13 protein-coding genes are annotated in these 14532 nt (G+C 38.5%); 5 read left to right on the forward strand and 8 right to left on the reverse strand.

The annotated features are described in order from the left end of the window. Nucleotides 1-57 precede the first annotated feature (57 nt). A complete protein-coding gene (locus NSQ76_RS02285; RefSeq protein WP_024427292.1) occupies nucleotides 58-342 on the forward strand; it encodes an AbrB/MazE/SpoVT family DNA-binding domain-containing protein in 285 nt (94 codons plus the stop codon). Between the two features lie 40 nt (nucleotides 343-382). On the opposite strand, the gene NSQ76_RS02290 is transcribed toward NSQ76_RS02285, so the two are convergent. Genes NSQ76_RS02290 through tcyA form a run of 3 tightly spaced genes read right to left on the reverse strand, consistent with a single transcriptional unit; the run spans nucleotide 383 to nucleotide 2633 of the window. Next, nucleotides 383-1126 carry an amino acid ABC transporter ATP-binding protein gene (locus NSQ76_RS02290; protein ID WP_024424287.1) on the reverse strand — a complete coding sequence of 248 codons (744 nt, stop codon included), beginning with the start codon at nucleotides 1124-1126 and terminating at the stop codon, nucleotides 383-385. Between the two features lie 12 nt (nucleotides 1127-1138). Beyond that, nucleotides 1139-1831 (reverse strand): amino acid ABC transporter permease, encoded by a 693-nt coding sequence (locus tag NSQ76_RS02295; RefSeq protein WP_341055751.1) that lies wholly within the window; start codon nucleotides 1829-1831, stop codon nucleotides 1139-1141. Continuing rightward, complete coding sequence (gene tcyA, locus NSQ76_RS02300; protein WP_024424285.1) at nucleotides 1818-2633, reverse strand: cystine ABC transporter substrate-binding lipoprotein TcyA; 816 nt, start codon at nucleotides 2631-2633, stop codon at nucleotides 1818-1820. The genes NSQ76_RS02295 and tcyA overlap by 14 nt, the downstream gene beginning before the upstream one ends. 314 nt (nucleotides 2634-2947) lie before the next feature. Between tcyA and NSQ76_RS02305 the strand changes: the two genes are divergently transcribed. Continuing rightward, nucleotides 2948-4381 carry an amino acid permease gene (locus NSQ76_RS02305; RefSeq protein WP_024424283.1) on the forward strand — a complete coding sequence of 478 codons (1434 nt, stop codon included), beginning with the start codon at nucleotides 2948-2950 and terminating at the stop codon, nucleotides 4379-4381. Between the two features lie 78 nt (nucleotides 4382-4459). Here the strand turns inward: NSQ76_RS02305 and NSQ76_RS02310 are convergent, their stop codons facing one another. From NSQ76_RS02310 to NSQ76_RS02325, 4 genes are all read right to left on the reverse strand, one after another. After that, nucleotides 4460-6010 carry an MFS transporter gene (locus NSQ76_RS02310; protein WP_341052148.1) on the reverse strand — a complete coding sequence of 517 codons (1551 nt, stop codon included), beginning with the start codon at nucleotides 6008-6010 and terminating at the stop codon, nucleotides 4460-4462. Nucleotides 6011-6094: 84 nt separating this feature from the next. Next, nucleotides 6095-6949, reverse strand: coding sequence for an SDR family oxidoreductase (locus NSQ76_RS02315; RefSeq protein WP_034622954.1), 855 nt, complete (start codon nucleotides 6947-6949; stop codon nucleotides 6095-6097). Continuing rightward, entirely contained in the window at nucleotides 6943-8040 is a 1098-nt protein-coding gene (uxuA, locus tag NSQ76_RS02320; RefSeq protein ID WP_034622951.1) for a mannonate dehydratase, read from the reverse strand. The genes NSQ76_RS02315 and uxuA overlap by 7 nt, the downstream gene beginning before the upstream one ends. Before the next feature lie 18 nt (nucleotides 8041-8058). Beyond that, nucleotides 8059-8736: a GntR family transcriptional regulator gene (locus NSQ76_RS02325; protein WP_024427298.1), complete on the reverse strand. Its 678-nt coding sequence runs from the start codon at nucleotides 8734-8736 to the stop codon at nucleotides 8059-8061. Nucleotides 8737-9085: 349 nt separating this feature from the next. On the opposite strand from NSQ76_RS02325, the gene NSQ76_RS02330 reads away from it, so the two are divergent. The 3 genes from NSQ76_RS02330 (at nucleotide 9086) to uxaC (ending at nucleotide 12927) form a co-directional block, all read left to right on the forward strand. Beyond that, on the forward strand, nucleotides 9086-10252 hold the full coding sequence (locus NSQ76_RS02330) for a Gfo/Idh/MocA family protein (protein WP_073203781.1): 1167 nt from the start codon (nucleotides 9086-9088) through the stop codon (nucleotides 10250-10252). 58 nt (nucleotides 10253-10310) lie between these two features. After that, nucleotides 10311-11408, forward strand: a complete 1098-nt coding sequence (locus NSQ76_RS02335) for a Gfo/Idh/MocA family protein (RefSeq protein WP_341052155.1) — start codon at nucleotides 10311-10313, stop codon at nucleotides 11406-11408. Between the two features lie 82 nt (nucleotides 11409-11490). Beyond that, nucleotides 11491-12927: a glucuronate isomerase gene (gene uxaC / locus NSQ76_RS02340; RefSeq protein ID WP_341052156.1), complete on the forward strand. Its 1437-nt coding sequence runs from the start codon at nucleotides 11491-11493 to the stop codon at nucleotides 12925-12927. A gap of 67 nt (nucleotides 12928-12994) precedes the next feature. Here the strand turns inward: uxaC and NSQ76_RS02345 are convergent, their stop codons facing one another. Further along, on the reverse strand, nucleotides 12995-14488 hold the full coding sequence (locus tag NSQ76_RS02345; RefSeq protein WP_024425520.1) for a peptide MFS transporter: 1494 nt from the start codon (nucleotides 14486-14488) through the stop codon (nucleotides 12995-12997). Nucleotides 14489-14532 lie beyond the last annotated feature (44 nt).

Here is a 14532-nt window from a genome sequence, read left to right on the forward strand (position 1 = left end):
TCCCTTCATAAAGAGGGAATCTTTTATATCATATCTAGAGATGCAGGAGGGGGCAATTTGTTAAATAACGATTATGTTAAATATATAGATAAATTTGGAAGAATCGTCCTGCCGACAGAGATGAGAAAACGGTTGAACATTCATCCGCAAGATTTTATGGAGATTTATCGAGAAGAAGACCAAATTGTGATGAAGCCGTATTGGCAGGACAAACCTTGCATCGTAACAGGACAAGTGACGTGTTCCAATAAGGTGCTATCCGGCGGGCTGGTTATCAGTCCAGAGGGAGCGAGACTGCTCCTGCAAGATTTACTGGCACTTCGCCTGCAAAAAGAGATATAAAAAAAGGCTGTCCTCACCACGTGAGAACAGCCTTTTTTCATCATACTGGATTTAATATCCGGTTTAAGAATTGTTTTGTTCGTTCTTCCTTTGGTCGTTTGAAGATTTCTTCCGGGGGACCTTGTTCGACGATGACGCCGCCATCAATAAAAATCACTTCGTCTGCTACTTCTTGGGCAAACTTAATTTCATGTGTGACAACTGCCATGGTCCAGCCTTCCTTCGCTAGATCCTTCATGACCTTTAAGACTTCCCCGACAAGCTCAGGGTCAAGCGCAGAGGTTGGTTCATCAAAAAGCATGAGCTCTGGCTGAATGGCAAGTGCACGGGCAATCCCGACACGCTGCTTTTGACCGCCTGAGAGCTGGAATGGATACAGATCCTTTTTATCTTCCAGACCGACCTTTTGCAAGAGCTGAATGGCTTCCTTTCGAACCGTTTCCTTTGGACGGCGCTGCACCTGAACAGGACCTTCCATCACATTTTCAAGCACTGTACGGTGAGGAAACAGGTGATAATCCTGAAACACCATTCCTGATTTCCGGCGTAACTTCAGGAGATCAGCTGATTTATTTTTTTTCGAAAAATCAATCGAGAAATCATCGAAGGTAAAGGAGCCGCCATTTGGTATTTCAAGTGCATTTAAACAGCGAAGCATCGTTGTTTTTCCTGAACCAGATGGACCGAGAATGGCCACAACCTGCCCTTTGTTGATCGAAAAATCAATCGACTTTAAAATTTCGTTTTCACCAAAGGATTTCTTGAGACCTTTGACTGTTAGCATGTCGTTCCCTCCTTACCTTGCGACATATCGATCAAGTCGTTTTTCAATTTGATGCTGAACGAGCGATAGAATGAAGCAGAATACCCAATAGATGAGGGCTGCTTCCATATAAATAAACAAGATTTGATCCAAGTTCGCCGCAGCAATTTCCTGTGATTTACGGAACATCTCTGCCACGAGAATTTGGGAGGCAAGGGATGTATCCTTCACCAAACTAATAAATGAATTAGAGAGCGGTGGAATCGATACACGCACAGCCTGCGGTAAAATCACGCGGACGAGCGTTTTGCGATGTGTCATCCCAATGGAATAACCAGCTTCCCATTGTCCTTTTGGAACAGACAGGACAGATGCACGGATAATTTCAGACGCATACGCACCTATGTTTAAAGAAAAAGCAATAATGGCACTTGGATATGGATCCAGTGTGATATTAAATGTCGGAAAGAAATAGAAAATAATAAACAATTGCACAAAAAGCGGCGTTCCGCGAACGGCCGACACATAGATGGAGAAAATCCATCTGAGGGCTTTAATCTTAGACATTCTAGCAAGAGCTGTCACAAGCGCGATAAAAATACCAATAATAAAGGCAATGATGGCGAGGGGAATTGTATAATAAATCCCCTGCATCACCATTGGCCAAAAAGATTGCTGAAGAAGATCCCAAGGAATGACGACTCCCAGGATATTATTTTGTAACATCTTCACCAAACCATTTCTTAGAAATCTTAGCAAGTGTACCGTCTTTCTTCATTTCTTTTAATGCGCCATTCACTTTGTCAACGACTTCGCCGCTGCCTTTTCTGAATGCGAAATACGTTTCTTGAGGATCTCCTGTTTCAAATGCAACTTTTAGGTTTTTGTTACCGCTTGTTTTCAAGTAATTCAATACAGCCAATTTGTCATTGAACGTTAGATCAGCACGTCCTTGCTGAATCAATTGAATGGATTGTGCAAGACCTTCAACGCCTTCAATCTTAGCGCCAGCATCTGTTGCTAGTTTATTGTAGTTACTTGTTAACGATTGTGCTGCTTTTTTGCCTTTGACATCAGATAGTTTCTTGATGTCGTTGTTATCTGATTTTGTCACAACAATAGCTTGAGAAGTCGTGTATTTATCAGAGAAATCATATTGATTTTCACGTCCAGTTTTCCCAACTTGGTTTGCTACCACGTCAAAACGTTTTGCATTCAGTCCAGCAAACATACTGTCCCATTGTGTTTCTTTGAATTCAGGTTTTAAGTCAAGACGTTTTGCTACTTCAGTGATGACTTCTACATCGTAGCCAGTTAATTTATCTGTCTTTTTGTCATGGAAGGTGAAAGGAGCATAAGTTCCCTCTGTTCCGATGGTTAATACACCTTTATCCTGAATGGATTTCCAAAGGTCTCCTGATTCCTTAGACCCAGATTGTTTATTCGCGTTGTCGCTTGCACCAGATCCACATGCCGTGATCAATGCAACACAAACGCCTAAAATAATGGCAAAGAACATTTTTTTCATTTTATTCCCCACTTTTCTTGTTGGTATTTACAACATATGATCTTACAGAGAAGCAACCTAAAAGTAAAGCATTTGAAACTAGCTTGAGCGAATCTCACCAACTTTATGCCCGCAACCCATTTCTTTCAAACCTAAAAAGTCATTCAGTCTATTTGTGCGAACATTACTAAAATAAAGACTTTGAGACAGTGACCATAGAAGGAAGCATATTTATTATAAAAGATGTATAATTAGTAGGTTGTTTTGAAAATGGAATGAATCACATGGAGACATGTTTTGATAACAGAGCATCTTAGAAGAAGGAGGGCATCATTGTGGATGTTGGACAAAATCAGCCTGAACAATTGAAAAGGGCGATGACCTCCCGCCATTTATTTATGATTTCACTTGGCGGTGTCATTGGGACAGGCTTTTTCTTAGGAACGGGTTATACGATTGGACAAGCAGGGCCGGTCGGAGCCGTTCTTTCATATATTGTGGGCGGATTGATCATGTATTTAACCATGCTGTGTCTTGGTGAGCTGTCGGTTGCACTTCCTGTGTCGGGGTCGTTTCATACGTATGCGACGAAATTTGTCAGCCCTGCAGCAGGTTTTGCTGTCGGCTGGATTTATTGGCTCGGCTGGGCAGCAACGGTCGCCCTTGAGTTCTTATCAGCAGGGCAGCTGATGAGGCGCTGGCTCCCGCAAGTGGATGTGTGGATTTGGTGTCTCATATTCGGACTCTGTCTTTTCTTATTAAATGCCCGGTCGGCGAAAGCGTTCGGGGAGTCGGAGTTTTTCTTTTCCACCATTAAGATTATTGCAATTTTACTCTTTATTGGCGTAGGCGGAGCGGCGATGTTTGGGTTTATTGAAACAACGAGCGGTGAACCCGCCCCATACTTCAGCCATTTTGTGAGTGACGGGCTGTTTCCAAATGGCCTGCTCGCTGTTGTGGTTACGATGATAACAGTAAATTTTTCGTTTCAAGGAACAGAGCTGATCGGGATTGCGGCAGGTGAAAGTGAAAACCCTGAGAAAACCGTTCCCCGCTCGATTCATCAGACCGTATGGCGTACACTTGTCTTTTTCGTCTTATCGATTTTCGTCTTAGCGGGTATGGTGCCTTGGAAGGAAGCTAGTGTGCTGCAAAGCCCATTTGTTACTGTGTTTGAGAGAACGGGCATTCCTTTTGCGGCAGACATCATGAACTTTGTCATTATCATTGCTTTATTATCTGTTGCGAACTCTGGCTTGTATGCATCAACGAGAATGCTGTATTCCTTATCGAAGGAAGGAATGGCAGGAAAAGCGTTTAGACGCGTCAATCAGCGCGGTATTCCGATGAATGCCTTACTGCTCACGTTCCTGTTTACAGGGATTTCGCTGTTATCCGGGTTTTTTGCAGAGAAAACGGTATTTGCCTGGATCGTGTCCATTGCCGGCATGAGTGCCCAGACAGGCTGGATCACGATTACATTATCACAACTGCTTTTCCGTAGAAAATACTTGAAAGCAGGCGGAAAGCTGGAAAACTTAAAATTTAAAACGCCTCTTTATCCGGTGCTGCCAATCATTGCGATCACACTGAATACCATCGTATTGGTCAGCCTTGCCTTTGATCAAGAGCAGCGCATCGGGCTATATGTCGGTGTACCGCTCATGATCATTGGGTATATTGTCTATCACCGCTATGTGAAAAAGCATCAGGCACAAAGTGAACCGCTGAAGCTGCAAATCCATGGAGATGATGAGATCCGGTTTTAAAATCAAAAAAACACTAAATGTAAGATATTTAAAAACACCTCTGATATCAATCTGAAGGTGTTTTTTTAACAACAAAAGTTAGTTCATATCCTGTTTAAAATCTTGTTGTTCAAAATGTTGGCGCTTATTCTGATATCCTACGTTATTATTACCCCAAAGCTTCTCGTAATCCCATCCTGTTAGCGCTTTCAAAACACTTCTTGTTTCATCATCAGCCTGTTCCATTGAACCATTATTCTTTAACCTATTAATTTCATTAATCATAATGGAATGAGTTTTCTTAGATAATTTAAATTTAAATGAAATGACTAAACTAATCCCGACTAGCCCTACAGTTCCGAAAAACAGAATACCTACAATCCCATTTATTGCTGTCGTAGACTGTGTCGTCGCGCTTGCAACGAATCCACTTTCCTGTAAAATAACTCCTACCAAAAATGTGGCTAAAGCTGTAGTACTTTTGCGTGTAAACGTCATAATACCTGCAAATATTCCTTCTCTTCTTTTACGAGTGACCATTTCATCTACATCAGGAATGAAAGTGTAAATATTCCATGGTATATAATATAACCCACTCTTTCCGATGCCTAAGATAACAGAGAAAGCATACAGCGCTATAATCATATAAGCTGGTTGTGTGAAGTATAAAAATATATAACCGCTGATACATGTAATAATCGCAATATAAGATATTTTCAAAGATGGCGCAGGACCTATTTTAATCACGAGCCAACCAAACAATATTGTACATACCATTTGAAGTAATGAACCAATAGATAATAAATCGGCTGCCAGCACTGCATCTTTATTTAAAGAAAACACAACAAAGTAGACAAAGACAGCGTTTAAAATATCCATGGCTGTAAACGAACAAATATACATCGTGAGGTGCTGACGGAAACTTCTTATTCTAAAAGTAGATGTCAAGTCAATGATGACTTTTTTGATGGATTCTATAGCAGGTACTTTTTCTACACCATCAGGTTCTATCATGTCTTCTTCTATTTTACGTTCCCATGTTGTTCTATGTGTAATTAATAATGCAACCATAAAAATAAAGGTGAAGATAATCCCATTGTAAAGAAAAACTTGAGGTGAATCTTTTCCGAATATTTCGAATAATCTGCCTGGAATAAAGGTAGCTAAAAATGTTCCTAGTCCTGAATAGATTAATCTTATTGTTGAGAGCTTGGTCCGTGCATTAAAATCATTCGTCATTTCAGCTCCAAGTGTTTCAAATGGAATTAATACCATTGCTGCAAGGAATTCTAACAAAATATAAACCGTTAAATAGTACCAGTAATTCATATCAGAAATCCAAAGAAGGGAATAAATAATCATCAAAGGGCTTCCAACTAGCAAAAAGAACCTGCGTCTTCCAAATTTTTTTCCAAGTTTTGTACGACCAAAATTATCAGTGATATGGCCCATAATTGGGCTTGCTATCGCATCAATAATACGAGCAATTGCAATAATAGATCCTGCTTCAACAGGGGTAAGACCGCAGTATGTAATGAAAAAATATAACATCCATGCGCCTATTATAGCGAATGCTCCCCCTCCAAATAAATCCATTGTTCCATAACCAATATAATTTTTGAGTGTTAGTTTCCTGTTCTCAGTCTGCATTCTTATTTCTCCTTTCCAAGCCTACTTATAAATTTAAAAAAACATATAAAATAAAGATGTATGACAAGGAAAAAAATAAAAATATTAAACACCTGAATACGCCATAAAACCTCCATCAACAGGAATTGTCACGCCGGTAACAAATGCTGACATATGATCATCAACAAGCCATAATAGGGTTCCAAGAAGATCTTCTGGCGTACCAAACCTTCTCATTGGTGTGTTCGAAATAATCTTATGAGACCTCTCTGTATAATCTCCTTCTTCATTTAGGAGAAGGTTTTTATTTTGTGAGGTTAAAAAGAAGCCCGGTGCAATGGCATTTACTCTAATTCCTGCCTCAGCCATATGAACAGCTAACCATTTGGTGAAATTTTCAATTGCTGCTTTTGCCGCGCTGTAAGCAGGCACTTTGGTCATTGGAGAAGGGGCACTCATAGATGACATGTTGATGACAACTGCTCCCTTTTGATGAACCATATGTTTAGTGAAAACTTGTGTAGGAATGAACGTCCCCATAAAATTTAAATCAAATACATTTTGTACACTATCTGTACTTAAATGAAAAAAAGTATTTACCTTAGGATTAGTAAGATCTTCTGTTTGAAATATTTCGTTGGTTGTATTTGCACTGGAGTGGTTACCACCAGCTCCATTTATCAATATTGTACAATTGCCTAATTCCTCTGTTACAATCTTCTCGGCTTGTTCCACACTATCTTTATTCAGAACATCACATTTAATCGCAATCGCTTTCCCACCCATAAGGTTAATTTCTTCGGCTACCTTTTCGCCCTTTTCGACTGTTCTATTTAAAATAGCCACAGACACGCCATGTCTAGCAAGTTCCTTTGCCATGGCGCTGCAAAGTACGCCACTTCCTCCTGTTATGACAGCTACTTTACCAGCTAAATTTTTATTTTCTTGTATGTTTACCATGTAGCTTCCTCCTTTGCTTCTTTTCGTACAGACTGTTTATTTTTTAAAGCATCCCAAGCTCCCCACAAATACATAATTCCAAGTGCTCTATCATAAAGACCATATCCAGGCCTGCATTGTTCATCCCAAATGTGTCTTCCATGATCGGGTCTGCAATAACCTTTGAATCCGCTTTCATAATAAGCATGTATAATGGCTGAAACGTCTACTGATCCATCTTTTGATCGATGCGATGTTTCAACAAAGTCCCCGTTATCATATACACGTACATTTCTTATATGAGTAAATGGTATTCTATCAATAAATTCGTGAATCATAGAAACTAAATCATTTTCTAAATTTGCTCCTAAAGATCCTGTACAGAGCGTTATACAATGAGATGGGCTGCTATTTAGTTGTAAAATTTTTCTGATGTTTTTTTGGTTAGTTACTATTCGCGGTAGACCAAAGACAGGCCAAGGTGGATCGTCAGGATGAATAGCCATTTTAATATCATGAAGTTCTGCAATTGGAATAATCTGATCTAAAAAATATTTCAAGTTGGCCCATAAATCATCTTCTGTTATATTTTTGTAGGCTTCAAAAAGTTGGTGGAGGTGATTTAACCGCTCTGGTTCCCAACCTGGCATGGTTAAACTGGAGTTCTCACTAATTTTATTTACTAATTCTTTCGGATCAATATCTTTAATTCGACTATGTTCATAAAATAGAGCTGTAGATCCATCAGAAAGTGTTTTATTTAAGTCTGTACGGATCCAATCAAAGACAGGCATAAAGTTATAACATATGACTTTAACACCTACCTTTGCTAGCTTCTGAATTGTTTTCTTATAATTTTCTATGTATCGATCTCTAGTTGGAAGTCCGAGCTTAATGTCTTCATGAACATTCACGCTTTCAACTACTTCAATATGAAGGTTATGTTTATCAGCTAATTTTTTCATTTCTAACATTCTTTCTATTGGCCACTCTTCTCCTACGGGCACATCATGCAGTGCCCAAACAATTCCTTCCACTCCTGGAATCTGCTTTATTTGTTCCAGTGTGATCGTATCGTTTCCTTCTCCAAACCATCTGAATGTCATCCTCATCTACCATCACCCCTAATGTTATTTAAAATAATTTGGATATTCTTTCTTCAATAATTCTTTATCAACAAGTGCAATTTTCAAATGCTCTTCCATGATTTTTTCAGCTTTATCAGCATCTTGATCTTGTATAGCTTTGAATATATCCACATGTTGGGAAAGAATATTATCCCAATTATAATCTGTTACTAGCCTTAACATGCGGCTCCTATTAAAGTGTACATTCATCTGTTGAATAACTAACCATGTTTTTTCTTTTTTACATCGTTTGAAAATAGTTCTATGAAACTCCTCATCTAATTCAAACATTTTTTTATAGTCTTTTTTCTTAACGCAAATTTTTTGCATACTTAAATTCATATCTAAATCATTAATCAGCTCTTCCGAAAATTCCTGACAGGCTAGTCTAATCACTGCCTTCTCGAGATGTTCTCGCATAAACCGTGCTTCCTCCACAAGGTTCAAATCAATTAAAGAAACAAAAGTACCTCGTTGAGGATAGATACTTAATAATCCTTCTTGAGATAATTTTAAAAAGCTTTCTCTTACAGGAGTTCGACTAACATTAAATTGAACGGATATTTCTTTTTCAGAAATATTTGTCCCAGGTGGAAGCTTCAGGCTTAATATTTGATCTTTTAGCATATTGTAAACTTGTTCCCTCGTAGAGAGGTTTTGGTTTTTAAAATCAATATTCATTATTCTAATCTCCTTTCTCTAACATACTACCATACAAGTAGATTAGAATGGTAGACATTAATTTCATTTTTCTGAATACTTTCACTGTAAGCATCTCTTGATGATTCCACTATGTAAGCCATAATCAATCATAAAAGTGCGGGATATTAAAAAGAAAATTCAAAAAACTATACAAAATTCAAAAAGATTAAGTTATAATGTTTTTGAGCTACCATACTAGTATAACTAGAATATTAATAAAACGAACGGTACTCTGATCTATCAGCTAGGTGAATTATTCAGTTTTTTGAAAGCGCTATCTCATTATTAGAAGTGAAAATTTATCTTATTGCAGAAGGGAAAGATTGATATGTCCAACATCGCCATTATAGGAACTGGATCTATTGCAACTGCCCATATCGAGGCTTATCTTGCAATGCCTGAAATCAGTAAAATTGTAGCTTTAGCTGATATTTATCCTGAAAAAGCAATGTCTGCAGCAACAAAATATAACCTGGAAGCACGAGTTGTCGCTAACTACCAAGAATTATTGAATGATCCTACGATTGATGCCGTTTCCATTTGTACACCTCCTTATATGCACGCAACCATTGCCATCGATTTTCTTAAAGCAGGCAAACATGTTTTAGTAGAAAAACCTATGGCTTCTTCTCTAAAAGAATGTGACGAAATGATAAAAGCATCTATTGAAAGCCAGAAGCTTTTATCCGTTGTTGCTCAAAACAGGTTTATGACGCCCATTATGAGATTAAAACATGTCCTTGATCAAAACCTAATTGGAAAAATCGCTCATACTCAAGTTGATTCTTTTTGGTGGCGTGGTCATAGTTATTATGATTTATGGTGGCGCGGTACATGGGAAAAAGAAGGTGGAGGTTGTACACTTAATCATGCTGTCCATCATATTGATATGTTGCAATGGATGTTAGGATTGCCGGTTGACATTTTTGCAGCAACTAGTAATACCTTGCATGATAATGCAGAGGTTGAAGACCTTTCTATTGCTGTACTTCGCTATGGAAATGGCAGCTTAGCACAAGTAACCAGTTCTGTTGTTCATCATGGAGAAGAACAACAATTGATTTTTCAAGGTGAAAAAGCTAGAGTATCTGTCCCATGGAAAGTAAATGCTCAAATAGCTAAAGAAAATGGGTTTCCTCAAGAGAAAAATGATGAGGATTTAGAAAATCGTATTCAGGAAGCTTTTCATCAATATCCGGAATTACTATTTGAAGGGCATAAAGGACAAATAAATAATTTTTTAATGGCTATCAAGGGTAACCAGAAGCTTTTAATTGATGGAACAGAAGGAAGAAAAACACTAGAACTTATTACAGCCATCTATAAATCTGCAAACCAAGGTGTTCATGTGAAGCTTCCTCTTTCAGCAGACGATCCTTTTTATACACGTGAAGGAATGCTCGCGAACGTTAAGCATTTTTATGAAAAACAAAGCAGTGTAGAAAATTTTTCAGACGATACGATAACCGTTGGAGGAAATTACGAGAAACTATGAGTCTAACGTTATTAAATTATTAAAAATAAACTGGAAGCTAGCTAGAGGAGGAACAATCATGCAGAAAAGTGATGGAATGAATTATACTCCTAAGGGAAAAAGTGCCCCTGTCGTTACAGAAGGACAATTCGTCATGGCGGCTATAGGTCTTGATCATGGACACATCTATGCAATGTGCAATGGATTAACTGAGGCTGGGGCTACATTAAAATGGGTTTATGATCATGATCAGAAAAAAGTACAAGAATTTTGTAAAGCATATCCGGAGGTACAGGCAGCCAAAAGTGAGAAAGAAATTCTCGAAGATCCAGATGTCAGGCTCGTGGCAGGCGCAGCCATTACATCTAAACGCTGTGATTTAGGGCTGCGTGTTTTAGATCATGGTAAGCATTACTTTACCGATAAATCACCTTTTACAACGTTAGAACAATTGGAGCTTGCTCGTAAAAAAACAGCTGAAACGGGACTTAAATGGGCTGTTTATTATAGTGAACGTTTGCACGTGGAGAGTGCCGTATTTGCTGGTCAATTGATTGAACAAGGAGCCATTGGAAAAGTGGTACAAGTTCTTGGAACTGGCCCACATCGTAGTAATGTGGAAAGCAGACCAAGCTGGTTTTTTGAAAAGGAATATTATGGAGGTATTCTATGTGATATTGGCAGTCACCAAATTGAACAATTCCTTTTCTATTCTGGCGCAAAAGATGCAAAAGTTGTACATAGTAAAGTGGGCAATTATAAGCATCATCAATATCCAGAATTAGAAGACTTTGGTGATGCTACTTTGATTGCTGATAATGGGGCTACAAACTACTTTAGAGTAGACTGGCTGACTCCTGATGGCCTTAGCACTTGGGGGGATGGGCGCACATTCATTCTTGGAACAGATGGGTATATTGAAATTCGCAAATACGTAGACATCGCAAGGGATAAAACAGGAGACCATTTATACTTAGTAAATCAACATACAGAGCAGCATTTTTCTCTAAATGGAGAAGTAGGATTCCCTTACTTTGGTGAACTTATTTTAGATTGTTTAAACGATACTGAAAATGCTATGACTCAAGAGCATACTTTTAAAGCCGCAGAACTATGTTTAATTGCACAACGAGACGCAATCTATGTAAATACGGAGGTTGAATTAAGTAAGATTTAAAAAAGTGAGGTGTTATTTTTGTTAATAACACCTTATTTCATTTAATTGAGATTTTCTAAACATAAGTATAGAGGTGACGATATTGTCTACATTCCTAAGCGAAGATATGATGCTTAATCATGAAAGTTCAAAAGTTCTTTATCATGATTACGCGAAAAATATGCCAATCTATGATTTTCATACGCATTTAATGGCTGATGACATTGCTGCTAACAAAAAATATGAAAATATGACTGATATTTGGCTTAATGGAGATCACTATAAATGGAGGGCGATGCGATGGTTAGGCGTAGAAGAAAGATTGATCACGGGGAATGCAAGTGACAAGGAAAAATTCTTAGCTTGGGCGCAAACGGTTCCATATACAATAGGAAACCCTCTTTATCATTGGTCACATTTAGAATTAAGTCGTTATTTCAATATAAATGAGTTGTTCTCAGAAAAAAATGCACATCAAGTTTGGGATATTTGTAATGAGAGATTAAATGAAAGTAACATGTCCACAAATGGAATTTTAGAAAAATTTAATGTAAAAGTTGTGTGTACGACTGATGATCCAATCGATACTTTAGAACTTCATCAAATCATACGTAAAGATGTAGGAATTAAAACTAGGGTCCTACCTACATTTAGACCGGATCATGCTTTAAATATTGAACAATCGAATTTTGTGAACTATATAGAAAAATTAGGTGATTCAATCAACGGCGCTGTTTTAACATATGAAAACTTTATCGCTTCATTACATTCGCGAATTGATTATTTTCACGCGAATGGATGCAGAATTTCTGATCATGGTTTTGAAATATTTCTATTTTCACCAGCTACTGAACAAGAAGTGTCTTCTATATTTGTACGTGCTCTGCAAGGAAAAACACTATCCCTAGAGGATATCAATAAATTTAAAACAAACACTCTTCTTCACCTGAGTAAAAAATATCATTCTCTTCATTGGACCATGCAATTACACATAGGTGCTTTAAGGAATAATAACACACGAATGTTCAAGTTAACGGGGAAAGATAGTGGGTACGACTCTATGTCTGACTTCCACCTAGCAAGACATTTAAATGGTTTTTTGAATGAATTAGACAAAGACAACCTTTTACCTAAAACCATTATCTATAATTTAAATCCCGCTCATAATGCGATTGTGGCCTCTACTATAGGGAATTTTCAGTCTTCTGATGCCAGAGCAAAAATTCAATTTGGGTCTGGGTGGTGGTTTAATGATCAAAAAGACGGCATGCTAGATCAAATGAAAACATTATCTAATATAGGTTTGCTTAGCACTTTCGTAGGTATGCTTACAGACTCAAGAAGCTTTTTATCGTTCCCTCGCCATGAATATTTCAGAAGAATCTTATGTGATTTATTTGGGACTTGGATAGAAAATGGTGAGCTTCCAAGGGATTACGAATTTATAGGAAAAATAGTCAAAGATATTTGTTATCACAATGCCGTGAATTATTTTAATATTGAAATAAATGAGACAGTACCAATGAAAATGAATGAATAATGCAGTAAGATAATGATTATAATTAAAGTAAAAAACTGGACATGATGTACTCATGCCCAGTTTTTTATTAATGAACGCCTTTCATCGCTTTCTTAATCACTGGTGTCAGTAATAGCATCACAACGCATAAAACGATGGCCAGCAATCCGATGATACCGAAATAGACGGTTTCCGGCACTTTATCAAACAGTTTGACTACTTGCGCATTGATCGCCTGTGCCATTGCATTTGAAAGGAACCAAAGGCTCATCGTTTGCGCTGAGAAGGCAGCAGGGGCCAGCTTTGTTGTCGCTGACAGTCCAACTGGTGATAAGCAGAGCTCTCCGATCACGACGAGGAAGAAGCTCAGAACGAGCCATAATGGGCTCACAAGTGTGTTCGGACCGGACATGTATGCAGGAATGATCATGATGATGAAGGATAACCCTGCAAACAGAAGACCGAGTGAGAATTTAATCGGGGTAGACGGCTGTTTCTTCCCAAGTCTGACCCATAACCAAGCAAACACTGGAGACAGCAGCACAATAAAGATTGGGTTCAATGATTGGAACCATGAAGACGCTAGTGTCATCCCAAGGAAATTCAAGTTTGTTCGTTGATCTGCATATGTTGCTAAAATGTTTGAGCCCTGCTCTTGAATCGCCCAGAACATCACGGCAGCAAGGAACAATGGAATATAAGCGAGAACCCTGGATTGCTCCACTGCGCTCGTCTTTTTACTGAAATACATGACAATGAAATAAACAATCGGAATGAGTACACCAAGGGCACTAACAAACCAAGTGAATAGATTAATTGTGAGTGCGCCTGTTTGAATGCCAATGACAGCAAAAACTGCGAGCAAAATCACAACCAATGATCCGTAAATTTTGAAGTTCTTACGTTCGGCAGCTGATAATGGATTTGTCACATAAGTGCCGGCAAGACCAAGGTTCGGTTTTTTTGTGACCACAAATGTAATGAGTCCAACAAGCATCCCGACGGCAGCGAGTGAGAACCCGAGGTGGAAATTCACTTTTTGACCGAGTGTTCCGACAATTAATGGGGAGATAAAGCCACCCATGTTGATCCCCATGTAGAAAATACTAAATCCAGAGTCCCTGCGAGGGTCTGTTTTTGTATACAGGTCACCAACAATGTTTGAAACGTTTGGCTTGAGAAGACCTGTCCCGATAATAATCAGTCCCATACTAATAAAGAGCGCTGTTGCTCCGCTTGGCAAAGCCAAAATCACGTGGCCAAGCATAATAAAAACTCCGCCATAAAACACCGTACTGGACGAACCAAATACCCGGTCGGCGAGCCATCCGCCAATCACTCCTGACATATAGACAAGCGCACCGTAGACAGACATGATCGAATTGGCTGTCGTCTGGTCAAAGCCTAGACCGCCTTTTGTCACCTCTGTGTACATATAATAAATAAGCAGTGCACGCATGCCATAATAGGAGAAACGCTCCCAAAATTCAGTGAAAAACAGTGTGTAAAGTCCTTTAGGATGTCCAAAAAACCCTTTTTGAGGAACACTTTTAACAATTTTATCGTGATCAATTGTAGACATGGCATAGATCCTTTCTTAAAAAAAGAGATATGAGAAAAATGATA

This window comes from Bacillus sp. FSL M8-0256, assembly GCF_038005765.1.
GTDB lineage: Bacteria > Bacillota > Bacilli > Bacillales > Bacillaceae > Bacillus > Bacillus safensis.

Excerpts from the sequence above, each read along its gene's own strand:
- NSQ76_RS02290 (WP_024424287.1), bottom strand. The coding sequence starts at position 1,126 with ATGCTAACAGTCAAAGGTCTCAAGAAATCCTTTGGTGAAAACGAAATT.
- NSQ76_RS02295 (WP_341055751.1), bottom strand. The coding sequence starts at position 1,831 with ATGTTACAAAATAATATCCTGGGAGTCGTCATTCCTTGGGATCTTCTT.
- tcyA (WP_024424285.1), bottom strand. The coding sequence starts at position 2,633 with ATGAAAAAAATGTTCTTTGCCATTATTTTAGGCGTTTGTGTTGCATTG.
- NSQ76_RS02310 (WP_341052148.1), bottom strand. The coding sequence starts at position 6,010 with ATGCAGACTGAGAACAGGAAACTAACACTCAAAAATTATATTGGTTAT.
- NSQ76_RS02315 (WP_034622954.1), bottom strand. The coding sequence starts at position 6,949 with ATGGTAAACATACAAGAAAATAAAAATTTAGCTGGTAAAGTAGCTGTC.
- uxuA (WP_034622951.1), bottom strand. The coding sequence starts at position 8,040 with ATGAGGATGACATTCAGATGGTTTGGAGAAGGAAACGATACGATCACA.
- NSQ76_RS02325 (WP_024427298.1), bottom strand. The coding sequence starts at position 8,736 with ATGAATATTGATTTTAAAAACCAAAACCTCTCTACGAGGGAACAAGTT.
- NSQ76_RS02330 (WP_073203781.1), top strand. The coding sequence starts at position 9,086 with ATGTCCAACATCGCCATTATAGGAACTGGATCTATTGCAACTGCCCAT.
- NSQ76_RS02335 (WP_341052155.1), top strand. The coding sequence starts at position 10,311 with ATGCAGAAAAGTGATGGAATGAATTATACTCCTAAGGGAAAAAGTGCC.
- NSQ76_RS02345 (WP_024425520.1), bottom strand. The coding sequence starts at position 14,488 with ATGTCTACAATTGATCACGATAAAATTGTTAAAAGTGTTCCTCAAAAA.